This is a genomic window from Vibrio algivorus, from assembly GCF_030161215.1.
Classification (GTDB): Bacteria; Pseudomonadota; Gammaproteobacteria; order Enterobacterales; family Vibrionaceae; genus Vibrio; species Vibrio algivorus.
In genome coordinates this window covers 411,195-432,396 of record NZ_BSPV01000004.1, presented here as the reverse complement: position 1 = coordinate 432,396, position 21,202 = coordinate 411,195, and the positions used below count along the sequence as shown (strand labels likewise).

The following is a 21,202-nucleotide window of genomic DNA, read 5'->3' as shown; positions in this document are numbered from 1 at the left end:
GCAATTGATAATTGATATTATTTAGATTGTGATCAATAATCGTTGAAAGTTAAGTTTATGTTCTAAAGGATTTGATGTGAACGTTCGTCGTTATACTTGTGCTGCAATTATTTCTTTTGGTGCTCATGCTGCGTTAGTAACTCAATTTGATGAGCAAAAAGCTTTTGCTATGCCTGTAGGTACTCAAGCCAACACTATTTCCCTTCAGTTTGTTAAAGCTGCCTCACCTTCTGTCACAAACAAGTCCGAGAGCAAACCAAAAGAGTCGGCGAATCTACAGCCACCTTCTGAAAAAACAGAACCTACACCCCCTACGCCTAAAGCAGCACAACCTGTAGAACCCAAGGTTGCCAAATCTGTGACAAATAAAAAACCTGTTACTAAGAAGCCTACCGAAAAGCAAGCTATTGCAAAAAAATTGGTAGAGAAAAAGCCTGTGCCAAAACACTCAGTAGTAAAAGAGCCATCAATAACTAAGTCGCAACCAAAGGCTAAAGTCGCTCCAGACACTGAAAAAGAACTGACGGCTCAATCTTCCCCTGTAAGCCCAGCAAAGCAAGGTGTGAGTGAAAAACCAATTCTCATTGAGCAACCAAGCTTTTTATCGCCTCCAACAAAGCCCCGTTACCCTAGATTAGCTCAGCGTCGAGGTATTGAAGGCACTGCTATGTATGAAATCTGGCTCGATGAAAATGGTCAGCAAATAAAACAAAACTTATTGTCTTCCTCTGGTGCGTCGATGCTTGATCAAGCAGCACTAGAGGCAATAAAAAAATGGAAGTTTTCACCACGTAAAATCAACGGTACTTCGATCGCGCATCGAGTACAGGTTCCTATTCGTTTCAAGTTGGATTAATCAATGATATTTATCTCTCAAGTAGAACAGTTGCTTGGCTTAATGGCTTGGCCACTTATGATTTGTTCTTTGCTCACCTTAATTATTATTGTGGAGCGTCTAATTCATGTTGTATTTAATCACTCGATTGGGCGAGCTCAAATATCAAGCCCGTTAGCTTCTATAAAGCCATCAGAAGTGGAAAAAATACAGCATCTAGCAAATATTTTTTCTCAACATAGAGCTTTGATTTATCAGGGTGTTTCATTAATTCTTCGTCAATCATCTTTAGCTAAACCATTACGTGAAGATGTTGCTAGCATTTGGCTACAAGAAAAGCGCCATCAGTTACAAAGTGGTTTAAAGATCCTCACTCTTATAGGTGTGATCAGCCCATTAATCGGTCTGTTAGGAACCGTATTGGGGCTAATTGATATGTTTAAAGGTGTAGCGGCGAGTTCTGGCAATATTACACCAAACGATCTTGCTGATGGTTTAGGTATCGCGATGCGCACTACTGCTGCTGGCTTGATTATTGCCCTACCTGCGATTGTTAGCGCACAGCTTTTCACTTTATGGTCAGAACAGCTTATAAGTAAACTTGAACATGCGATGAACCGAGTCAATTTATGGATTGAAGGTGTTGATATGATGCCCTATGCAAAAACATCATCAACAGAATCTAATCGTTTAGCAGCAACAGAAACGCAGGCTGCAAAATGATTCGTTCAAACTCCACAGCTTATTCATCACCGATAACCCCTGATTTAACACCACTTCTCGATATTATTTTTATTGTGATGGTTTTCCTAATGCTAACCGCTTCCGTTAAGTTGAGTTCATTGGAAGTGCAACTCCCCTCAACGGAATCAGGTGAAACAAAAGTTGTCGAGAAACAATCTATCACGATTAATATATTGAACCAGCCACCCTACTGGGCGATTAATGGAAAAGCCTCATCGAGTTGGACTGAATTTCAAAAGAGTTTAACCGTTAGCGTCGCTCAAGATCCTAAAAAAGAAGTGATTATTGCCGCTGATAAGCACGCTGAAATACAACATATCGTGAAGTTATTTGGCTTCCTTCAACAACAAAACATCTCTGCTACTCAAATACTTATGGAGGAACAAACTAATGCTAAATAACGACAACAATATCTTGTCTTTTTTCGACACGATTGAGCTTCAAAGCTTTAAGAATCCTGTATTAACGGCTTTATTGTCACTTTTAACTAGCTTTTCATCTAATGCTCTAGCTTCTAATACTGATAGCAAAACTGAACGTATTATTAGCGCAGGGTCAGCTGTAACTGAAATTATTGAAGCATTAGGCGCGCAAGATCAATTAGTGGCAATTGATGTCACCAGTGAACAACCTAAAGGAAGAGCATTACCTGTAGTGGGCTACCATCGCCAACTATCTACCGAAGGTTTGATGGCACTACAACCTAGCTTGTTAATTGGTTCGGATGAAATGGGCCCTGACTCGACTCTTAATACGTTAAAACAAGCCGGTATTGCAGTAGAGATTGTCAATAACGAAGCAACAATTGAAGGGCTAGATAGACGTATTGAGCAAATTGCTCACATTACCGGTAAGCAACAACAAGCCATAAGTATCAAGCAAAATGTAGATAAACAAGTTGCTGCGTTAAAATCTCATCAACCACAAGATAAAAAGAAAGTGATGTTCTTGCTTATCCATGAAGGGCGACCTGCGAATGTGGCCGGAAATCATACGACGCCAAATGCTTTAATTGAAATAATTGGTGCAATCAACCCTGCCGCAGTATCACTCGATTCATACAAGCCGATTTCATTAGAGTCGATGATTGAGATGCAACCTGATGTAATTTTAGTGAGTGGTCGTAGCTTAAATGAGTTAGGGGGAGCGGATGCTATTTTAAAAAAAATGCCTATGTTAGCGGCAACCCCAGCTGGAGAAACTCATAATATCATTTCGATTGATGGTAAAGCATTGGTTGGCGGTGTTGGACTAAAAACGCTATCTGAAGCCGCACGTATTCAGCCTTTAATTTACCCTAGCGAGTAAGCTAAATATGTTAAGACAAGCTTCCTTACCTATTATTTTATTACTGCTTGCTAGCCTTGCGATTATCACAAGTTTTGTGTCGATAGCCGTTGGGCCTATGCAGATTAGCTTAACCCACAGCATAATGAGTTTTATGCCATCAAACGCAGAACTCCCTCAACATGTCGCTTTGATTATTCATCAAGTTCGCTTGCCAAGAACATTATTATGTTTACTTGTGGGGGGGATTTTAGGGTTATGTGGCGCAGTGATGCAAGGCCTCTTTCGTAACCCACTCGCTGAGCCTGGTATAATCGGTGTGTCCGCTGGTGCCGCCTTGGGTGCAGCGCTTGCCATTGTGTTATTTTCTGGGATGACCAGTTACTATCCTAATTTCATGAATTTTGCTGCGGTACCTATTTTTGCCTTTCTTGGCGGCGCTTTAACGACAATCATTGTTTATAAACTTGGCACGAGTAATTTAGGTACTTCCGTTACCATTATGTTATTAGCTGGTGTTGCCATTAGCGCCTTATCAGGGGCTGCTATTGGTTATTTGAACTTCATTGCTGATGACCAAATGTTAAGAGATCTCTCTTTGTGGTCTATGGGGTCATTAGCTGGAGCAACCTGGCCTAGCATTACCTTAGCCAGTATAACTTTAGCACTATTATCATTTCTATTTATTAAACAAGCACCTGCTTTAAATGCTTTATTGCTAGGTGAATCGGAAGCAAAACATCTTGGGGTGCCTATTCAATCCCTAAAGCGTCGTTTGATCTTATTAACAGCAGTAGGTGTGGGTGTTACCGTCAGTTTAAGTGGCATGATAGGTTTTGTGGGTTTAGTCATTCCGCATCTAGGTCGAATGCTTGTTGGGCCGGATCATCGTACATTACTCCCCGTTTCTATATTATTAGGTGCGTTATTGTTAACCGTTGCGGATATGTTTGCACGAGTGGCGGTTATGCCAGCCGAGCTTCCAGTCGGTATTGTCACAGCTCTCGTTGGCGCCCCTTTCTTTCTCTATCTTCTATTCAAGCAAAAGGGACGTTTTATCTAATGCAGATTCATAATATGTTTTCTAAAAGCTTGAAAGCGACTCATGTAAAGGCTAACACTGACAACCTAGCCCCTCTTTTAATCGAGGAAGATAGAAAACTAAATAGTCAAAAAAACATTCAGCATAAAATTGCAATCAAAGCACAACACCTCACCTTGCAATATGGAAAAAAGAAGATTTTAAATGATGTCAGCTTAGAAGTTCATCTAGGTGAAGTGACGGCCTTACTTGGCCCTAACGGCACAGGAAAAAGCAGTTTATTGAAGTTACTATGTGGAGAAGTACCGCTAACACAACAAAATAATTTAAATGCCAGTTTGCAATATTTTGGTAAGCCCGCGGTAAGTTGGGATAAGCAACAACTCGCACGTCATTTAGGAATGTTGCCTCAGAGCAGTACCCTATCATTCCCTTTCTTAGTTGAAGAAGTCGTTGAATTAGGTGGTTTACCATTAAATGCTTCTAAAGCTGAATTGAATCTTATTGCTAGAGAAAAAATGAAGCAAGTGGGCATACTACCAATGGCCAAGCAGCTTTACCCTCAATTGTCTGGTGGTGAAAAGCAGCGTGTACACCTTGCTCGGGTATTAACTCAACTTCATTATGCTCAATCTAATCGAATCTTTATGTTAGATGAGCCGACTTCTGCGCTCGATTTATCACATCAACATAATACATTGCAGTTAGTAAAAGATATGGCTAAAACAGGTACTGCTGTTGTCGTGGTATTACATGATTTAAACCTAGCAGCCCAATATGCAGATAGAATTTTACTACTTGATCAAGGTGATATTATGAGTGATGGCAATGCTTGGAATACTTTAACCGCATCGAATATAGAACAAGTTTATGGACAAAAAGTGCTCCTGTCAGAACATCCTCAACATGGATTTCCTGTCATTATGCCGGCTTAATGACGACAAGTAATCTGCTGTAGGTTTGTTTTAACTCAATGCTTTTTTCTGGTTTTAATCTAAAATCAGGCGTAAAGTACCCACAGTTTTTGTACGAGGATAAACATATGACAACAGAAGCAGAGTTAGAAGTCAGCGCAGAGAATGAAGTATGCGAAGCTTGTGGCTGTAGTGCGGAAATGGGATTCATCATCAAAGAAGGTGATGATGTTGCTGAAGTAACCATTTTAGCTCAAGGTAAAGAGACATTGATGGCTCAACTTCAACCTTATCTTCAACTTGCTGAGCGTGTGAACTCAAACTATCAAAGTGACATTGAAGATGTGGCAGACGATGCCATGCAATTAACCGCTCGCATTAAGTTTGAATGTAGCGCTGAAAAGTTAATTTTTGAACTTCAAAGTCGTTCTTTGAATCGTTAATTTGACCTGCTATTTAGGTAATAAAAAAGCAACTGAATCAATCAGTTGCTTTTTTTATAACTTAAAACTTTAAGGGTCGATTATTCTGTTGCTTGCTCGACTTCGTTTTTCTTAGTCACAGGATTGGCATACATTACGACTAATTTCTCTTGAGCACCCGCCGGTAACGCTTTTAATTTTTTAGCAAAATTCGCTTCAACTTCTTCCGTAATGGCATCGCTTTGCTTACCCGCGGCCAATAAGTTTACTGGATACAAGCGATATAGAGCATGAATTTGACGATCTAATTCTTTAGCAAGTTCATCAGGTGTTTCAAAGTCATCGGTGATCACATCACCAAAGCTAACATGTACTCGCCCTTTTTCACCAATAATGCCTTTAACAATACTGGCAATATCTTCAAACTCTGTTTTCTCGTACTTACCATTCACTTCTATTTCATAAAGCTCTCTGGCTTTGTCGAGGTCACAAGGATCATTTTCATACGAGATAGAAACTGGCACAATTTTGAGTGATTTAATATAGTCAGGAAATGCAATTTTTTGACGACGCCCCTCTACATGAAACATCTTCAAAATAGCCGGTTCGGTCATGTCATTTCCATCTTTAGCTCGACCTTCTCGTTGAGCAATCCAAATAGAGTTCTGAGTTTCTAATGAATGTTTAATATAAGACGACAACAAACCTAACGATTTCATCATTTCACGAGGGGCTTTAATTGAGCGCTTTACGATAAAGCTTTTATTCAGCTTCATCATCTCTGTCGCACAAGGCATTTTTAATAAGTTATCACCAATCGCGATACGAACGGTTTTATGACCATTATTATACAAGCCCCAGTTAACTAATGCGGGATCCATTGCAATATCGCGGTGGTTAGAAACAAACAGATACGCTTGATCAGGGTCGAGCTTTTCTAAGCCAGAGTAAGTCACACCATTCGTCGTCTTATTTAAGGTTGACCCCATGTAAAGCTCAACTTCACGTTGGATATCATCAACGGTTTTAAGTTTTGACCATTTGATCTTTAGATAGACTTTTATCGCAGGAGAAACCAACTTTTTAAACCAAGCCGGCTTATGAGAAAAACGATATTTGATGATCGCATTAATGAAGCTATCATCATTAATTAGGCGCTCAAGAGCCGCTGGGATTTCATCATCATTATAAGGACGAATTTCTTTGTATGGATCGTTATCAATGCTCATTAATTTACTGCAGTTGTGAATAAACAGGTAATTTTACGATGATATGCGCCAAATAGACAGGGACAATCTCAAGGTAAAGCCAATTGGGATGCGTAAATTACATGAATTCGCGAAATTAGTGAATAGACGAATGTTCAAGTTTAACAAAACCCTCAATTTCATTGTGCTAAAACAAGAATTGTGATGATGCCAAAGGGATTAAATGATTGGAATGGTGATTAGAAAACGGTATCTTAGCGCTGAATTTTAATTGCTAAAAAATGGCTCATGAACTATTTAATTGCTCACCATATACATCAATATCCTTTCTTACACACTACGGCCCGTAAAAAAACCATAAAACATAAGTTAATTTCTGTTTTAAGTGGTTTTGCTTCTGTGCGATTAGGAAAAACGGAATATGTAATGAATGCTGGTGATACCTTCTGGTTGCCTTTTGACTGTCTAAACGCCCTAACCTACTTTCCAAACTGTTCATTGATTGAAGTGGAAGTATCGGTACGTTCAACCAAAAACTATCCCCACCAAGCGGGTTTGGTTCAACGCTCAGCACTATTAAATGTTTTACTAGAGACCTTGAGTCAATCCTCTTTTGATCCGAGCAATAATGAGCAGAAAAAATGGCTGGAAATCGTAGGTTTTGAGCTTGAGAAACTGAGTCCTCAGCTAGATGACTCCGTGTTAACGCTAGATAATGCAGCTAAAATACCAAGCATTGATCAAGCCTCACTGCAAATGGCATTAAAAGTAAGACAAGCCTTTAAACTGCGTGCATCAGGCATTAAAACAGAACGTATTATTGATGAAGTGTTTTCGGCAAATGCCCAGCAGGCTGAGCAATTGTGTTTGGCTATTGCCAATAAGTCGTTAAGTACATAGAGGCTCTTTAGCTATAAAGCTTATGCTCTTGAACATATTCCTCAACAGATGGCGTAGTCAGATCTCTAATCGATTGGTGATTGGCAAGGCGCTGTCTGATCTGAGTACTACGAACCGGTAATGTTTCAGGGCAAGCCAATATTGACCATTTGCTCGTGATTTCATCCGCTTTATAAAATTTACCAAAGTTTAGAAAGTTATCTGGGCCGAGAACAAAAGTAAGCTGACTTTGTGGGTAGTGTTCTTGCAACGCTGTCATTACTGCATACGTCGTCACCGACTGCCCCTGTTCCTCTCCATTTGATTGCAAAATCTCCGCTTCAATATTGCTGATTTGTAAATTGTCCAACTTAACATCTTGAATAAAAGCTTCGACCATCTCACAGCGAGTGGAATACCCGAGCATATCTTTCCCCCATGCGTGAGCAATACTTGGCACCAATAAAACCAAATCATAGTGCTTAAGCCTTTCTAGTACACTTTGATGCCCCCGACTAGGTGGATTAAACGCACTACCAAAAATTGCAATATTCACGAAAAAGAAGTCCCTCTAGTCAATATAGAATTAGATGTATACCCAAGTGACTTCAAGATGCGAGTTTCAGCAAGAATAAAACAAGCTTTAGGCAAGGCAAATTGAAAATGATAATAGTCATTCTATCTCAGTTCAATTTAACGCAGCATAAAGCTTGTTTTAACTTGCCCTTCGGGAGCTTCATCCAAACCTTTATGCCGCGTCAGATTGGTTTGAAAGGTGCTTACATTCCTTCGCCAATCTTTCTTGCCTAAAGGTTTGGATGATAGCTCTGAATTCTGCACCTTGAAGTCACTTGGGTATATGCCTAGGTAAGATTACCATCGTTAGCCATACAGTGAAACGAGATAAAACGATTAAAATACGAGTGGCTAGACTCACTCCTTGAGGTCACTTGGGTATAGTTATATGATTACAATCACAGTTTATACCCAAGTAACTTCAAGATACGAGTTTCAGCACCTTGAGGTCACTTGGGTATGACCTATAACTTTTTTGCTGCACAATAAGGAATTCTCATGGAGCAACTCATTCGTCAAGAAATGCAAGTCCTACCCGTTATCGATGCTCAATTTGAAGTTACTCGCCGAGTTTCTTTTATTAAGAATAAATTGCAACAATCTGGCTGTAAGTCATTAATTCTCGGTATCAGTGGTGGTGTAGATTCGACTACATGTGGTCGTCTTGCTCAGTTAGCGGTAGATGAACTGAATACCGAAAATAATACAACCGATTACCAATTTATTGCTGTACGCCTACCTTATGGCGAGCAGAAAGACGAAGATGAAGCACAGGTAGCACTGTCATTTATTCAGCCAACTCATTCCATTTCCGTTAATATAAAAGCTGGCGTCGATGGACTTCATGCTGCAAGCCATGAGGCTCTCAATGGTACAAGCCTGTTACCAAGCGATCCGGCGAAAGTCGATTTTGTTAAGGGAAATGTTAAAGCTCGAGCACGTATGGTGGCTCAATATGAAGTGGCAGGTTATGTTGGTGGTCTTGTGTTAGGGACAGACCACTCTGCAGAAAATATTACTGGTTTTTATACTAAGTTTGGTGATGGTGCATGTGATTTAGCTCCATTGTTTGGTTTAAGCAAACGCCAAGTACGTCAAGTTGCAGCCAAACTCGGTGCACCAGATATATTAGTTAAAAAAGTACCAACAGCCGATCTTGAAGAGCTTGCTCCACAAAAAGCGGATGAAGATGCTCTAAACTTAACCTATGATCAAATTGATGATTTCTTAGAAGGTAAGCCGGTAGCTCAAGAAGTCGTCGATCGTTTAGTTGGGATTTATAAAGCGACGCAACATAAACGCCAGCCAATCCCGACAATTTACGACTAAGCTTTTTATTACAATAAAGATTTTATAACAAGGTTTTTTACGACTAAACATACAGTTACGTTGGAAAGTAAAAGCTACGGTGCCAAATAAAAGAAAAAAGGCTCACTAATTTAATTAGCGAGCCTTTGTTATATGGGTAGGTATATGTTTTAACCGTTACTGCTTAACACCTTCAACATAAAGATCTAAATCTACGTAAGTTGCCCCTGCCATTTCTTTAATACCAAAGTCTTTTACTTCCAGACGAGTAGTACCTTTAAAACCTGCGCGTTCACCACCCCATGGGTCTTTACCTGCACCAATAAATTCAGCATCAATCGTTACCGGAACGGTTTTACCATGTAATTGTAAATTACCATCAACCGCTAATTTACCGTCCCCTTTATCGGTTACTTTAGTACTCGTAAATGTCGCTTCAGGGAATTTACTCGCATTTAAAAAGTCATCGCTACGAATGTGCTTGTCACGATCAGCATGGTTTGAATCAATACTTCCAGTATCAACCACGACATTTACTTTTGAAGCTTCAACATTAGCCGGGTCATAAGAAAAAGTGCCTTCAAAATTATTAAAACGACCTTGTGTGAAGCTGTAACCTAAGTGGCTTACACGGAAGTTTACTGAAGCGTGTGCGCCTTTAGTATCAATTTGGTAATCCGCTGCAATTGCACCCATAGGTAGTACCATAGTGGCACATAGACCGGCGGTTGTTAGCCATTTTTTCATTTCCATTTTAATCATTTTGTCGCTCCTGTCATTTTTCGTAACGTATTGTCTTTATTAACAAAGTGATGTTTTAGTGCTGCAATCGCATGTATGGATGTTAAACCTATCAAGATACATGCAAAATAATAATGTAGTAGACCTGCGATATCGGATTGGTCTTCAAATAATGCACCCAGTGATGGTACCGTGTACCAATCAAAAATATCGATCCCACGGCCATCAGAGGTTGAAATAAGATAACCTGAAATAAAAATTCCAAACAGCAGCGCATACATTAAAAAGTGAGCAATTTTTGCTGCGACTTTTTCAAATGTAGTCCCTTCTACTTCTGGTGAGTGAGTAAATAAGCGCCAAATCACTCGAAACACAGTGTAAGCCGCGAGCAATAAGCCAACCGATTTATGCCAATGTGGCGCATCTTGATACCAAGCGCTGTAATAACTTAAATCAACCATCCATAGACCAGCAGCAAATAGTCCGATAATGACTACAGCAGAAATCCAGTGATTAATTTTGCTAATAAGGTTATAGCTATGTACAACTTGATTCATGTAACTCATTCCATATATGAAAGTTATTCTTGTTTATACCACAGAAGATAAGAGTCTATTCTGGACAACTTGTTCAATTTTTTTGACCACACTGTATACATTGTGACAACCATTACGATTGTAAGGAATAACAAACATAAATTAATGGTTACTTTTGTGTAACAAAAATTTTGTCAAGAAATGTCAAGTTAACTAACGTCTGTCGAACTTTGATAATAGTGTTCACAACCAACAAATCGCAACTACCTGAAATTATTTATTCCTTATTGCGGTCTTATTAAAACGAATCTTATTTTTATCTTCACAAAGGATTGCCTTATGTTGATTAAATCACGTCCATCTTGGTTTTTAAGTGAAAATGATGCAACCCCAGAATCTATTTATAAACAACGTAGAGACATTGTTAAGAAGCTAGGTATTGCAGCGGCAGCCGTCCCTTTCGCATCTCAGACTCATGCTGGACTATTTGATGTATTTAGTTCATCAAATGATAAAGTCACTGAGCAAGATTCAAGAATGGCGTTAGAAGGTGCATCTTCTGAATTTTCAACAAAAGGATTGGCACTAACACCAGAAAATAAAGTACTGACTTATAATAATTTCTATGAGTTTGGCACCGGTAAAGGTGAACCTGCAGAGCAAGCAAAGAATTTCAAAACGACACCTTGGACGATAGAGATCACAGGGGAAGTCGCCAAACCGGTGACGCTTGATATAGCTGACGTGATGAAAAACATGGAGATTGAAGAACGAATCTACCGTCATCGGTGTGTAGAAGCTTGGTCGATGAATGTTCCGTGGTTAGGTTTTCCATTAGCGTCACTATTACACTTGGTTCAACCTACCAGTAAAGCCAAATACGTAGCATTTGAAACACTTTATGATCCCGACCAAATGCCAGGGCAACGTGGTTTTTCAAGTATCGACTACCCGTACGTAGAAGGTTTAACCATAGCTGAAGCTATGAATCCACTGACTTTAATGACTGTTGGTTTATATGGCAAAACGCTCGCACCACAAAATGGTGCACCATTACGCTTGATAGTGCCTTGGAAATACGGCTTTAAAGGAATTAAATCGATTGTCAAAATCCATTTACTTGAAAAACAGCCACCTACTACCTGGAACTTACTTGCTCCTGATGAGTATGGTTTTTATGCCAATGTTAATCCAAATGTCGATCACCCTAGATGGAGTCAGGCAAGTGAACGATTTATTGGTGAAGGCAGTGTATTCAGCTCAGTTCGACAAGAAACACTTATGTTTAACGGATATGGTGAGCAAGTTGCCTCTTTGTATAAAAATTTAGACCTAAAGCGAAATTATTAATGCCTTTAAAACCAAAGCATATTATTGGCCTAAAAGTGATCATACATTTAGCCCAAATATTTTCACTTACGTGGTTGGTATTTGCCGTGATAAATGGGCACTTAGGAGCCGATCCTGTTCAGCCCATTATTCACTTTACTGGTAAAGCAGCTATAAATACCTTGATGATGACTCTCCTCATTTCACCAGTGGCGAAAAAATTCAAACAAGGTCAACTAATTAGAACACGCCGTTTGCTGGGTATTTATAGTTTTGCTTGGGCAGTGATTCACTTAACGGCATTTGCTTGGTTGGATTTGGCCTTACAATGGCAATTAATTGGTAGTGAGATAATTAAACGTCCTTACCTAGTTTTAGGCGCAGTGATTTGGATTATCCTGCTACTATTAACGATCACTTCTACACAAGCACTACAACGAAAAATGGGCAGGAAATGGCAGCAATTACACAATTGGGTATATATCGCTGCCATACTTGCACCAATCCATTATTACTGGTCAGTTAAATCAGAAATTTTAGAGCCAAGCCTCTATATTGCAGGAGCTTTATTCTTATTATGGTTAAGGAAAGAGAAAATCCAGCGCTGGCTTCATACTCTACTGCCAAGTAAAATATCAGTAGAAAAAAATAGCCCTAAGTAATAATTTCGTAATCATTGTTTGGCATGGTAGTGATTACCTTAATAACAATGATTTTTATATTTGAAGACACTCAAACGATACCAATACGAACGTTATGCTATTCTTTGCCAATTGGCCTACCCTAGAGTTTTTAAGCAAACACGCTATGGTTTTGATCCCAATGGCCAACGCATTATTTATAACGCCAAAGGAAAAACGTTAATCCGTGTATTGTGGTGTAAAGATAAAGAAGAAGTGATCGTTGTCATTAAAGGATCACATAGCATTAACGACTGGTTGTTAAATCTCGCTATGTGGCGTAAGTCTTGCCTTCCTACTTTAGGGTTACCTTATTCAATACATGCTGGTTTTCATCATTTGTTACACCAAGAAAGCATGCCTTCACATCGCGACGATAAGCTAGGTGATTCGGTTTATATTCGTTTAGAGACAATACTGACTCCCCTGATTGAAAAAGGTAAAAGAATTAGTATTACCGGCCACTCTTCCGGTGGTGCTATAGGATTAGTTTTTGCCGATTATTTAGAAACCAAATATCCGAATATTATAAAACGTGTAGTGACATTTGGTCAGCCAGCCATCGGAGGATGGCGGTTTCGACGACGTTATCAGTTAGCAAGAAGAACATTCCGTGTTTGCTGTGATATTGATATCGTCACCTTTCTACCTCCGATTCCATTTATGTACTGGCATGTAGGAAAAATGCTGTGGTTATACAATGGACGTATTTATGAAAACACCCCCACAATATTACGATTAGGTCGTTCTTTATTGAGCTGGTTAATTAGACCGTTTTCTTATCATTTAATGAGTAAATATATACGCGACAAAGACTTTTTTGATGAGCGATAACATACATGAGATACTCTCCACTCAATAGTTTTTCCTATAAAAATCAATATCGAATTGAGTTAAAAAGCTATTTATATCATTAAATAGATAGCTGATGCTGGTTGTATTTGCTATCTTAAGTGTAATTTGTAGTAGTCATTGAGTACCTGAATTAATGTCAAAAAAATTCGACATGTCTTTTTTTAAAGACGAGTGTGGTAATCACTTTGCACAATATAAAAACTTAACATTAAATAGTGTTTTTCAGCCTATTTTTAATCAAAAAAATACGATTGTTGGTGTTGAAGCCTTGTTAAGAATGAAAAGTGAATCTGGTGAGCATATCTGTCCTGGCTATTACTTTTCAGATGACAACCCAAATCAAGATGATAAAAGTGCGATAGACCTTATTAGTCGAATACTACACATCAATAACTTTGTTGATTCTCAGCACAAACAAATTAAGTTGTTCTTAAACTTTTTACCCAATAGTTTTAAAACCATAGAGCCTTCTTGCCCACATGAAGTTCGTTTTCTAAAAGAGCTGAACAAGTTGAAGATTAGCTCAAATCAAATCGTTCTCGAATTACTTGAATTTCACTGTGATAACATTGAGCAGCTGAAAGCCTCAGTTAGCAAAATGGCTGAACATGGGTTTGATATTGCGATTGATGACTTTGGTTCGGAATACTCAAATAGTGAGCGTGTTGATCTCATTAATCCGACTATTGTTAAAATTGATCGCATGCTTTTAAGTCAATACATGGCAGGTGAACAAGAAAAGCTACTAGAAGCTGTGGCTATCGCAAAGGCTTACGGTGCTCAAACGGTTATTGAAGGTATTGAAAACCAACAACAACTGGATACCATGCGTGCATTGAATATCAATATGTATCAAGGGTATTACCTTGGTATGCCTGAATCCATGATTCCAGCAGCTTGATATCTAGTTCGCACATAAAAAAGGCGTTCACTTCAAATCGGAGTGAACGCTTTTTTATTGTTTAATTAACCAAACCTGAAGTTAATTAGGTTCGATAAAGCACCTTTACGATGTGCCAACCAAATTTGGTTTTGACTAAATGAGGAGTAATTAACTCACCACTAAAACAAACTTTATCGAAAGCGGGAACCATTGCACCTTTAGGAAATTCTCCTAGGTCTCCACCCTTTTTGCCTGATGGGCATGTTGAATACTTCTTAGCTAATGCTTGAAACTTAGCACCTTTCTTAAGTTGTTGTAGAATATCTTTAGCTTGAGACTCATGCTTTACTAAAATATGCAGCGCAGCGGCAGTACGAGCCATATTAACCTCTCTCAATAAAAAATAGCGCCAATATTATCAGCGCTATTTGTACTCAAGTCACTTGGATATAAATTAAAAATAAAGACGGATAACTGAAACGACCACGCAACCTGGGCGTCTTACACCATCAATTTCTACTTTCACTTCACGTTCAATTTCTAAACCACGTTTAATTGGTGTCACTTTTAAAAGCTTGCTACGAGCTCGGATGTTATTGCCTGCTTTAACAGGATAAGGAAAACGAACTTCATTCAGCCCAACATTAACTGTCATTTTAGCCGTTGGAAATGGAGGATTTTCCTCATCAACACTATCCGTTAAACGAGATAATAAAGATAAAGTTAGAAAGCCATGTGCAATAGTCGTTTTAAAAGGAGATTCTGTTGCCGCACGATCGGTATCCGTATGAATCCATTGCATGTCTTCGGTAATTTGGCCAAAGGAGTTAATGCGATCTTGATCGACTGACATCCACTCACCTACATGAATTTCTTGGTCAATTTTGTCACTTAACTCAAGATACAAAGCTTCTGCTTCCGGTGACATTTCTATCTCAGGAACGGCAGTAGGTGCTACTTCTTCATTAACAGCTGGTGTTTGATGATCTTTCAGCCAAGGAAATATTTGTTGAGAATTCGCACGATTAATAAAATCAGCCCAGTATTCTCTCAATACTGGCGACATCAAATCTTTCAATTCGAATTGATGTTTCGCTAAAGAATCTGTTTTGTGCTTGATAATATCAACGACTTTCATGTTCAGTCTTTGCCCTATAAGATGTTAGAAGAACTCTTACCAGTTACTCACTAAACGATAATTTTGAACCAGTTCACATACCCGTGCAAATACTTTCGAGCGTACAGCTGTATTGCAATTACATGACAACTCTTTAATATCAACCACTTAACAATATTTTATAAATTTTCTATTTGTAGTGAATTTGACATAACCATGACTTTTAAAGTGTCTTTTTAAAAGAAATTAATGTCTTAGCGCAGTTGAATAAATTTTACTCTATTCATATATTGGTCATTTTTTGATATTTTTCAAATTAACTAATTAAAAAAGCCTTGTTATGTCAAACAAGGCTTACTTGGGTATATATTCTTAGTATGTACTAGCCGTTTTATTTCAGTTGATAGACTGAGACACTCCCACTTACCTCATTTGCTACTAGTAACAACGCCTGCTTAGTTGGACTTTCTTGCTTACTAATAAAACGCATACCTTCTGGAGCTAAGTCCCCAGCTTTCTCATAATCACCTTTCAAGCTGATTGGCTGGGTTGAATCGTCTATTTCAAAATTAACGGATAAATCACGGTTAAGATGATAATCGACAAATTTAGATTGATTCGGCTGGCTGATATCGTAAATCATGATGCCGCCCATTCGCTCTAAACCAATAAAAGCGTAAGTCTTGCCGTCTACTTCCCCTACAGCAAGCGCTTCAGGTTCTGAACCTTTATCATCAGAGCGATTATCCATTTTGTTTTCAGTTTCATTGGTATTGAAGCTATCGGGAAAACGTTCAGCAATCACTTTGGCAAACTGATTACCACTATCAAAAATTTGCAACCCTTGTTCATCCCAAATAGAAAACGAACGAGCACCAAAGCTGACAATTTTCTCATAGAAACCATCACCATCTTCATCCCCCATGGCTTTTGTCACTTTAAGACGCCCAAGTGCTTGTTTGCCCATGTTTTGTTTTGCTGGGTTATCTTCAGCTAACGGTAATTTAGCCGCTCGAGTTTCTTCACTGTAGGCTAGGCAGCCATCTTCTTCATCATAATCTCGACCACCCGCATCAATGCAGGTTTGTTGATCACTGGCCTCAAACCACCAATCTCGTGAATCACCTTCATTAGCAGTGACAATGTAACTCTTACCATTAACGGTATAGATGTGAATAGTATCTGGTTGATATAGGCCATAGACGCCCTGCCATGGTTGGATGTTGATCGTCTCATCCTTATCACTTGCATCTATCCCGTTTTTTTCTAGGCTGTAATCTTTCAAACCAAGTGGGTAAATAGCATCAATATTACTTTTTTCTAAATCGACTTTAGCTAAAGCATTATTATCTTGTAGGGAAACCCAAGCATAACGACTATTTTTACTGACTGTAATGTACTCTGGTTCAATATCTTGTGCTAATGAATACCCCTTTGGGCTCGCGTATTTGAATCCTTGTTTTATAAGCTGATCTTTTTGTTTTTCAAATTTATCAAACATGAGTAAAACAGCCGTATCAACAGGGCCGTTTTTATCGAAAGCAATCACACCCACACTACCCACAGGATCATGCTGGTAATCATTAGTCGGCTCCCCTTCATTGGCAACCACTACCTTTGAACCATCTGGGGTAAAAGTCACCATATCAGGTAAAGCGCCGACTTCAACGGATTTCAACAACTTTGGCTGATCTTCTTTAATATGATAGAAAAGAACGGCACCGTTTTCTTGTTTTTCTTTATTCGCGACCGCCACCGCTAACCAGTCATCATAGATACTTAACGAGTTCGCTGAACCCAATTGCATAGTCTGATTGTTTGTAGTAATCACTTCTTTGGGTAGGGCTAATTGATTTGCCTTTAATGTGTTAGCGGTATATGAATCTTTAATAGCTTCTGTAGACAAATTGTCTAGTTTGATAATATCAATTCGATTTTTTGCGCCATTGACCACATAAGCAGATTGTGTGGTTTGATGATAGTCGACAATTTCGGCACCCGCTTCACCATAAATTTTCGTTTGATAACGTCCAACGAGATCCATAGTAAGTGCATAACTAGGAAACGTTGAGAGATTGAGTACTAATGCCGATAATACAGGTAATAACTTAGTGTTCATTGTGTTCTATCTTCCTTGCATAATAAAAACACTATGCTCTAAGTTATATTTGAATGCTAAATGACAAAAATATTTCAATTTGATTACGCAAGAGAGATTTGAGATATAAGAGAGGAAAAATAAAAAAGGCCTACCGAAATCGGTAAGCCTTTGATATAGATGGTGCCCCGGGCCGGACTTGAACCGGCACAGCGCGAACGCCGAGGGATTTTAAATCCCTTGTGTCTACCAATTCCACCACCAGGGCACGCAATTCTTTTTGCGATGCACCTAACCATTTAGTAGTTAAATGAACAGTTAAGACACCATCTTTAACATCGCATTTGCCATGTTAGTAAATAGATTATTAAACAGTAAAGAATCAGCTGTTTAAACAATGTTTGATACTTTACTGGACTGAGCGATTGAGTCAATAATAAATTAAAACTTTCTAGCTTAACTGCTCAAAAATCCAACCAAACGCCCCAAAATACGAATAAAGTTTGGTGACTACCCTATTTTTGCTTTACTAACTTTTGCCCCAAACTAGGCGTATAAGACCATACATGGTCAAAAATATTCATCAATTCTGGGTTTCCATACTTTGATAAACTTATTGCGTGGAAACGGTTATTTTTTTGCTTTAATGCTTCAACTTGCTGGATCATGTTTTTGGATTGTTTTGGGGCAATAAAGTCAGACAAAATAACCAAATCAGCATGTTGATAACGCTCCCCTTGCATTTGTTTTATTGCTTCAGAAATTGCTGGCTCTAGGTCAGTACCACCATGAAATGTATAGGAAAGGAAATCACTCGCTTCCCTAAGACCATCTTGTTTGGTCAATTGATAAGTGATGTAGTCAGTGGAAAATAAAACCACATAACAGTCACGATCTTCAGCCAAGGCGATCTGCATTAAAGCAAAGGCAATGGCTTTTACACATTGCTCTGGGAAACCACGCATCGAGCCAGATGCATCAACACAAATTATAAATGGGCCAGTATCATTTTCCGCTTTGGCGGGGATCGGTTCCATTGCTGTAACTTTCTTAGATGAATGGGCTTTTCCTTCCATTTGGTAATTCATCAAGCGCTTATCAATAAGGTGCTTATAAAAAACCACTTCGAGCTCTGGGTAGGTAAGAAATAGCAGCTCATTCGGTAGCAGTTTATTCAGATCATCGTTTTCATGAATGCCAACAATATCATCAGTAGCCTGTTGAGAGTTTTCTTCTTCAAAACGAATCCCTTCGCTATAGCTAGGTGGCTCATTAAGATCGTTTTGATTCGCCATTCGACCCAATTGTTCTGCAATATCTTTTAATTTTGGATGCTTATTTAAAAAGTCAGCCTGATCTTTCATCACTGACCAATCGCTTTTTGATAAGCTGATATTGGTCATATCCCACATTCGTCCAGCAATGGTTCCTGTATCTTCATCGGGCGAAAGTTGTTCCATTTGTTTAATGTTTTCTAGACGTTTACGCAGCTGTTCGAGTTCTTTCTGTTTCTCTACTTCAAGCTGAGACTCTTGAATACGCCTAACATTACTTACAATACTGTTATACCATTGCTGACAAAAATAGTGTGGCAGCATAGGGTTCAGTTTCGCATTGGTGGATAAAAGAATTTTTTTAGCGTCAGGATAAAATTCTGAACAAGATTGTAATTGCTCAAGTAGAGTGTCAATTTGGGCTATGAATTCTGTTTCACTCCAATGAATCACTTCTTGGTATAAAGCCAATTCTTGTTTAATTTCTTTAGTATGAGGAATATTATCAACCTTAGCAGCCACCTTGCTCTTCCATCGCTTAAGTTGCGATTTAACCATCCCTCGGACGCTTTTATTTTCCTCAACCAAAGGCAATAACTGAGAGCGACCCATTAAATCTTGTAAGGCCACTTCAATCATTTCAGCATCGGCTAATAAAACCGCAATATCTAAAGCATCAATTCCAAGCATAATTGTCGCTCATTATTCAAATGCTTCTTGCAAACGATGAATTTGTTCCATTGCATCATCAGTTTTTTGTTTGATAGCCTCAGTAAGCTGAGTGAGCTCTTGAATACTTGATTCGATTTGTAGTAATAAACCTTTATCTAAGAAGCTGTGGGGCAAACTAGAGTGAAATTCCTCTCGAGCCTTACGCACATCAAAATCTAAGCTAGTTAGTTCTTTCACCACCGACTCAGTTGTCGACTGCCATTGGGTTACTACTTCTGGATCAAAACCTTTATCCGTCGCCAGTGTAACGGTGATTGCACGATTGCCTATATCTTTGATTACAAGGCGCTGGTCTACATCTATATCAAATACGAAGCGGCATAAATTGGTCTTTTTATTAACAAAACCATAAGCTTCGCCGCCGCCATCTTTAATAATTGGCTCTAGCTCTTTATACGGAATGTACACCCAACGACTATCACCCGTATCATGGTTGGTTACTGACATATTGGTTTCTAATAGGACCAGCTTAACTAAATCTGATGTATTACCGACACGGTATTTTTTCGCTTTTGATAGATCATATTGATAAATATTTTTGCGGCGAATCGTCCCTTCGACGTCTGACGATAACGTCATAGCAAACCGTTTAGTGATGGATTGATCCAACTCGGCTAACTTATCCTGCTTTTGTTCAATTTGGGCTCGTAAAGTACCTTGATGATAGGCTTGCTCACTAGCGAACTCAGCAATACATTCACGAACAATTAAACGAGATTGTGGTGAATTCCATAAACAATCTTGTAGTAGCAACAAATCAAGTGCGTTAATACTATCTCTACCATTAAAGTAAGCGCTGGCCTTAAGTAATTTAACTGCTTTTTTCCAGCGGCGATCCGAAACATATAAATCACTTTCGACTGCTGCCGATGAAGCGGTCTGCTCTTTTGCTTCTATCTTAGATTTTAGGTAGTAGAGTTGCTCAAAAGTACTTTCTGATAGCTCTAGTTGATCAAGTTCGTTTAACCAACGGTAGTACTCTTCATCTTTAATGGCGAGTCCTTCTGGAATCTTCGCTTCTTGCGGAGTACCAACCGTTAACATCGAGTGGAAGTTTTGCTTATTTTGAATACGATTAACAAAAACACGGACTAACATTCGGTCATATAGTGCTTCTAAGCCACTGTCTTCATTTGGGAGTTCATTCGATGCGGTAATCAATAGGCGCATTGGTACGGGTTCAACATCACTGCCATTTTTAAAAGTTTTTTCATTCACCACGGTGAGTAGTGTATTTAATATCGCTGGACCAGCTTTCCAGATTTCATCTAAAAATACGACATGTGAGGTTGGTAAATACCCTTCAGTCAGACGAACATAGCGTCCATTGTCTTTTAATTCTTGAATGCTTAGCGGACCAAACACCTCTTCAGGAGTAGAGAATCGAGTCATTAAATATTCAAAATAGCTATTACTTTCAAAAGCTTGAATAAGTCGCTTAGCAATGAGGCTTTTGGCAATACCAGGAGGACCAAGTAAAAAAACACTTTCACCGGACAAAGCTGCTAATAAACATAATCTAATGGTATCTTCTCGCTCATAAACACCATCAGATAACGCTTGAACCAATTTATTGATTCTTTCCGATAACAATGAACGTTCTGTGACGGTTCTTTTTTGTGCGCTTTCCATGCTTACCTCTTCTAAATACCTCTTTAGTAACACTTTGTCTTATTCTGAGCGAAAGGTGAATCATTTTTTTATTATGGATCATTAAGTTGTTAATTTTAATGATCATTGAA

General features: G+C 38.8%; 22 protein-coding genes and 1 tRNA gene. 13 read left to right on the top strand and 10 right to left on the bottom strand.

Going from position 1 to position 21,202, the window contains the following annotated elements; translation table 11 throughout:
- Positions 1-76: 76 nt before the first annotated feature.
- The 7 genes from QQJ93_RS07730 to QQJ93_RS07700 all read left to right on the top strand — a co-directional run bounded on the left by QQJ93_RS07730 (position 77) and on the right by QQJ93_RS07700 (position 5,265).
- On the top strand, positions 77-856 hold the full coding sequence (locus QQJ93_RS07730; protein WP_284186064.1) for an energy transducer TonB: 780 nt from the start codon (positions 77-79) through the stop codon (positions 854-856).
- A 3-nt stretch (positions 857-859) separates the two neighbouring features.
- A complete protein-coding gene (locus QQJ93_RS07725) occupies positions 860-1,558 on the top strand; it encodes a MotA/TolQ/ExbB proton channel family protein (RefSeq protein WP_089122935.1) in 699 nt (232 codons plus the stop codon).
- A complete protein-coding gene (locus QQJ93_RS07720; RefSeq protein WP_089122934.1) occupies positions 1,555-1,980 on the top strand; it encodes an ExbD/TolR family protein in 426 nt (141 codons plus the stop codon). Before QQJ93_RS07725 ends, QQJ93_RS07720 begins: the two co-directional genes overlap by 4 nt.
- Positions 1,970-2,887 (top strand): heme/hemin ABC transporter substrate-binding protein, encoded by a 918-nt coding sequence (locus tag QQJ93_RS07715; protein WP_089122933.1) that lies wholly within the window; start codon positions 1,970-1,972, stop codon positions 2,885-2,887. The genes QQJ93_RS07720 and QQJ93_RS07715 overlap by 11 nt, the downstream gene beginning before the upstream one ends.
- A 7-nt stretch (positions 2,888-2,894) precedes the next feature.
- Positions 2,895-3,929, top strand: coding sequence for a FecCD family ABC transporter permease (locus tag QQJ93_RS07710; RefSeq protein WP_089122932.1), 1,035 nt, complete (start codon positions 2,895-2,897; stop codon positions 3,927-3,929).
- Positions 3,929-4,843 carry a heme ABC transporter ATP-binding protein gene (locus QQJ93_RS07705; RefSeq protein WP_244943709.1) on the top strand — a complete coding sequence of 305 codons (915 nt, stop codon included), beginning with the start codon at positions 3,929-3,931 and terminating at the stop codon, positions 4,841-4,843. Before QQJ93_RS07710 ends, QQJ93_RS07705 begins: the two co-directional genes overlap by 1 nt.
- A 107-nt stretch (positions 4,844-4,950) precedes the next feature.
- The gene (locus tag QQJ93_RS07700) at positions 4,951-5,265 is read left to right on the top strand and encodes a DUF406 family protein (RefSeq protein WP_089122931.1); all 315 of its coding nucleotides are present in this window, start codon (positions 4,951-4,953) and stop codon (positions 5,263-5,265) included.
- Between the two features lie 80 nt (positions 5,266-5,345).
- On the opposite strand, the gene QQJ93_RS07695 is transcribed toward QQJ93_RS07700, so the two are convergent.
- Positions 5,346-6,473, bottom strand: a complete 1,128-nt coding sequence (locus QQJ93_RS07695; protein WP_089122930.1) for a 1-acyl-sn-glycerol-3-phosphate acyltransferase — start codon at positions 6,471-6,473, stop codon at positions 5,346-5,348.
- 267 nt (positions 6,474-6,740) lie between these two features.
- Between QQJ93_RS07695 and QQJ93_RS07690 the strand changes: the two genes are divergently transcribed.
- Positions 6,741-7,352 (top strand): AraC family transcriptional regulator, encoded by a 612-nt coding sequence (locus QQJ93_RS07690; RefSeq protein ID WP_144388040.1) that lies wholly within the window; start codon positions 6,741-6,743, stop codon positions 7,350-7,352.
- Between the two features lie 7 nt (positions 7,353-7,359).
- Here the strand turns inward: QQJ93_RS07690 and QQJ93_RS07685 are convergent, their stop codons facing one another.
- Complete coding sequence (locus tag QQJ93_RS07685) at positions 7,360-7,887, bottom strand: nicotinate-nicotinamide nucleotide adenylyltransferase (RefSeq protein WP_089122928.1); 528 nt, start codon at positions 7,885-7,887, stop codon at positions 7,360-7,362.
- A gap of 518 nt (positions 7,888-8,405) precedes the next feature.
- Between QQJ93_RS07685 and nadE the strand changes: the two genes are divergently transcribed.
- The gene (nadE, locus tag QQJ93_RS07680; protein ID WP_089122927.1) at positions 8,406-9,236 is read left to right on the top strand and encodes an NAD(+) synthase; all 831 of its coding nucleotides are present in this window, start codon (positions 8,406-8,408) and stop codon (positions 9,234-9,236) included.
- A gap of 156 nt (positions 9,237-9,392) precedes the next feature.
- On the opposite strand, the gene QQJ93_RS07675 is transcribed toward nadE, so the two are convergent.
- Together QQJ93_RS07675 and QQJ93_RS07670 are read right to left on the bottom strand one after the other, a co-directional pair.
- On the bottom strand, positions 9,393-9,962 hold the full coding sequence (locus QQJ93_RS07675) for a YceI family protein (RefSeq protein ID WP_089123584.1): 570 nt from the start codon (positions 9,960-9,962) through the stop codon (positions 9,393-9,395).
- An 11-nt stretch (positions 9,963-9,973) separates the two neighbouring features.
- Entirely contained in the window at positions 9,974-10,513 is a 540-nt protein-coding gene (locus QQJ93_RS07670) for a cytochrome b (RefSeq protein ID WP_089122926.1), read from the bottom strand.
- A 318-nt stretch (positions 10,514-10,831) separates the two neighbouring features.
- On the opposite strand from QQJ93_RS07670, the gene msrP reads away from it, so the two are divergent.
- The 4 genes from msrP to QQJ93_RS07650 all read left to right on the top strand — a co-directional run bounded on the left by msrP (position 10,832) and on the right by QQJ93_RS07650 (position 14,257).
- Complete coding sequence (gene msrP, locus QQJ93_RS07665) at positions 10,832-11,842, top strand: protein-methionine-sulfoxide reductase catalytic subunit MsrP (protein WP_089122925.1); 1,011 nt, start codon at positions 10,832-10,834, stop codon at positions 11,840-11,842.
- The gene (gene msrQ / locus QQJ93_RS07660) at positions 11,842-12,483 is read left to right on the top strand and encodes a protein-methionine-sulfoxide reductase heme-binding subunit MsrQ (protein WP_089122924.1); all 642 of its coding nucleotides are present in this window, start codon (positions 11,842-11,844) and stop codon (positions 12,481-12,483) included. The genes msrP and msrQ overlap by 1 nt, the downstream gene beginning before the upstream one ends.
- Positions 12,484-12,543: 60 nt before the next feature.
- Entirely contained in the window at positions 12,544-13,335 is a 792-nt protein-coding gene (locus tag QQJ93_RS07655) for a lipase family protein (RefSeq protein WP_089122923.1), read from the top strand.
- Between the two features lie 172 nt (positions 13,336-13,507).
- A complete protein-coding gene (locus QQJ93_RS07650; RefSeq protein WP_160117477.1) occupies positions 13,508-14,257 on the top strand; it encodes an EAL domain-containing protein in 750 nt (249 codons plus the stop codon).
- A gap of 85 nt (positions 14,258-14,342) precedes the next feature.
- Here the strand turns inward: QQJ93_RS07650 and ppiC are convergent, their stop codons facing one another.
- From ppiC to QQJ93_RS07620, 6 genes are all read right to left on the bottom strand, one after another.
- On the bottom strand, positions 14,343-14,621 hold the full coding sequence (ppiC, locus tag QQJ93_RS07645; protein ID WP_089122921.1) for a peptidylprolyl isomerase PpiC: 279 nt from the start codon (positions 14,619-14,621) through the stop codon (positions 14,343-14,345).
- 72 nt (positions 14,622-14,693) lie between these two features.
- On the bottom strand, positions 14,694-15,377 hold the full coding sequence (locus tag QQJ93_RS07640; RefSeq protein ID WP_089122920.1) for a MaoC family dehydratase: 684 nt from the start codon (positions 15,375-15,377) through the stop codon (positions 14,694-14,696).
- Positions 15,378-15,747: 370 nt separating this feature from the next.
- Positions 15,748-17,475 (bottom strand): choice-of-anchor I family protein, encoded by a 1,728-nt coding sequence (locus tag QQJ93_RS07635; RefSeq protein WP_089122919.1) that lies wholly within the window; start codon positions 17,473-17,475, stop codon positions 15,748-15,750.
- Between the two features lie 160 nt (positions 17,476-17,635).
- Positions 17,636-17,722: transfer RNA gene (locus QQJ93_RS07630), tRNA-Leu, on the bottom strand.
- 247 nt (positions 17,723-17,969) lie between these two features.
- Positions 17,970-19,418 (bottom strand): ATPase RavA stimulator ViaA, encoded by a 1,449-nt coding sequence (gene viaA, locus QQJ93_RS07625; protein ID WP_089122918.1) that lies wholly within the window; start codon positions 19,416-19,418, stop codon positions 17,970-17,972.
- A gap of 12 nt (positions 19,419-19,430) precedes the next feature.
- Complete coding sequence (locus QQJ93_RS07620; RefSeq protein WP_089122917.1) at positions 19,431-21,092, bottom strand: ATPase RavA domain-containing protein; 1,662 nt, start codon at positions 21,090-21,092, stop codon at positions 19,431-19,433.
- Between the last annotated feature and the right edge of the window lie 110 nt (positions 21,093-21,202).

What these genes read in the sequence shown, in the direction of transcription:
- QQJ93_RS07725 (WP_089122935.1), top strand. Translation starts at nt 860, where the DNA reads ATGATATTTATCTCTCAAGTAGAACAGTTGCTTGGCTTAATGGCTTGG.
- QQJ93_RS07720 (WP_089122934.1), top strand. Translation starts at nt 1,555, where the DNA reads ATGATTCGTTCAAACTCCACAGCTTATTCATCACCGATAACCCCTGAT.
- QQJ93_RS07715 (WP_089122933.1), top strand. Translation starts at nt 1,970, where the DNA reads ATGCTAAATAACGACAACAATATCTTGTCTTTTTTCGACACGATTGAG.
- QQJ93_RS07710 (WP_089122932.1), top strand. Translation starts at nt 2,895, where the DNA reads ATGTTAAGACAAGCTTCCTTACCTATTATTTTATTACTGCTTGCTAGC.
- QQJ93_RS07705 (WP_244943709.1), top strand. Translation starts at nt 3,929, where the DNA reads ATGCAGATTCATAATATGTTTTCTAAAAGCTTGAAAGCGACTCATGTA.
- QQJ93_RS07700 (WP_089122931.1), top strand. Translation starts at nt 4,951, where the DNA reads ATGACAACAGAAGCAGAGTTAGAAGTCAGCGCAGAGAATGAAGTATGC.
- QQJ93_RS07695 (WP_089122930.1), bottom strand. Translation starts at nt 6,473, where the DNA reads ATGAGCATTGATAACGATCCATACAAAGAAATTCGTCCTTATAATGAT.
- QQJ93_RS07690 (WP_144388040.1), top strand. Translation starts at nt 6,741, where the DNA reads ATGAACTATTTAATTGCTCACCATATACATCAATATCCTTTCTTACAC.
- nadE (WP_089122927.1), top strand. Translation starts at nt 8,406, where the DNA reads ATGGAGCAACTCATTCGTCAAGAAATGCAAGTCCTACCCGTTATCGAT.
- QQJ93_RS07675 (WP_089123584.1), bottom strand. Translation starts at nt 9,962, where the DNA reads ATGAAAAAATGGCTAACAACCGCCGGTCTATGTGCCACTATGGTACTA.
- QQJ93_RS07670 (WP_089122926.1), bottom strand. Translation starts at nt 10,513, where the DNA reads ATGAATCAAGTTGTACATAGCTATAACCTTATTAGCAAAATTAATCAC.
- msrP (WP_089122925.1), top strand. Translation starts at nt 10,832, where the DNA reads ATGTTGATTAAATCACGTCCATCTTGGTTTTTAAGTGAAAATGATGCA.
- msrQ (WP_089122924.1), top strand. Translation starts at nt 11,842, where the DNA reads ATGCCTTTAAAACCAAAGCATATTATTGGCCTAAAAGTGATCATACAT.
- QQJ93_RS07650 (WP_160117477.1), top strand. Translation starts at nt 13,508, where the DNA reads ATGTCTTTTTTTAAAGACGAGTGTGGTAATCACTTTGCACAATATAAA.
- ppiC (WP_089122921.1), bottom strand. Translation starts at nt 14,621, where the DNA reads ATGGCTCGTACTGCCGCTGCGCTGCATATTTTAGTAAAGCATGAGTCT.
- QQJ93_RS07640 (WP_089122920.1), bottom strand. Translation starts at nt 15,377, where the DNA reads ATGAAAGTCGTTGATATTATCAAGCACAAAACAGATTCTTTAGCGAAA.
- QQJ93_RS07635 (WP_089122919.1), bottom strand. Translation starts at nt 17,475, where the DNA reads ATGAACACTAAGTTATTACCTGTATTATCGGCATTAGTACTCAATCTC.
- viaA (WP_089122918.1), bottom strand. Translation starts at nt 19,418, where the DNA reads ATGCTTGGAATTGATGCTTTAGATATTGCGGTTTTATTAGCCGATGCT.
- QQJ93_RS07620 (WP_089122917.1), bottom strand. Translation starts at nt 21,092, where the DNA reads ATGGAAAGCGCACAAAAAAGAACCGTCACAGAACGTTCATTGTTATCG.